The organism is Curtobacterium sp. B8, from assembly GCF_000333315.1.
Lineage (GTDB): Bacteria > Actinomycetota > Actinomycetes > Actinomycetales > Microbacteriaceae > Curtobacterium > Curtobacterium luteum.
In genome coordinates, this window is the sequence record NZ_BACW01000277.1 from 1 (window position 1) to 934 (window position 934).

1 protein-coding gene is annotated in these 934 nt (G+C 65.8%); it reads left to right on the top strand.

The features are described 5' to 3' along the window. Positions 1-243: 243 nt before the first annotated feature. On the top strand, positions 244-934 hold a 691-nt coding region (locus I59_RS06760; protein WP_022903218.1), incomplete at its 3' end, for a BMP family ABC transporter substrate-binding protein.

The window sequence follows — 934 nt, forward strand, 5'->3', positions numbered from 1 at the left end:
CTGAAGATCAGCGGGCGCGGGGACGTCCTGTAGCGCTCCATCACGAAAAGCGCTTGATGCCGCTCGGAACATGGGTTCCGGGCGGCTCCTGCGTTACGGGCGCGTTTCCGTGCGGTCGCGATCCCGTAACCGATCCCGGGCGGGGTCGGAAGGGGTTCTGTACCGGTCGGACTGTCGTGTACTGTCACCACGATCGCCCGGAACCGCAGCTCCGGGCCAACGCCCCCCGGAGGAATCACCCAAGTGTCATCCCGCACCCGCAAGATCGCGCTCAGCGGCCTCGCCCTGGTCGGCACGGTCGCCGTGCTCGCCGGCTGCTCCGCCGCCCCGTCCGACAACGCCTCGGCCAAGAAGACCGACTTCCGTCCCTGCATGGTCTCCGACTCCGGCGGCTTCGACGACAAGTCGTTCAACCAGCTCGGCTACGAGGGCCTGCAGGACGCCGCCAAGGAACTCGGCGCGACCTACAAGTCGGCGGAGTCCAAGGACTCGACGGTCTACGACTCGAACATCGAGCAGCTGATCAACCAGAACTGCAAGCTCATCGTCACCGTCGGCTTCAACCTCGCCGACGCCACGAAGAAGCAGGCCGCCGCGAACCCCGACACCGACTTCGCGATCATCGACGACAACTCGATCTCGGCGAAGAACGTCAAGCCGATCACGTTCGACACCTCGCAGGCGGCGTTCCTCGCCGGCTACGCGGCCGCGTCCTACTCGAAGTCCGGCGTCGTCGGCACCTTCGGCGGCATGCAGATCCCGACCGTCACCATCTTCATGGACGGCTTCGCGGACGGCGTGAAGTACTACAACGAGCAGAAGAAGAAGGACGTCAAGGTCGTCGGCTGGGACGTCCACAGCCAGAAGGGCTCTTTCACGGTGGCTTCGAGCCGGCACGCAGGCCAGGCCGTCGCGCAGACGCTCCTCGACCAGG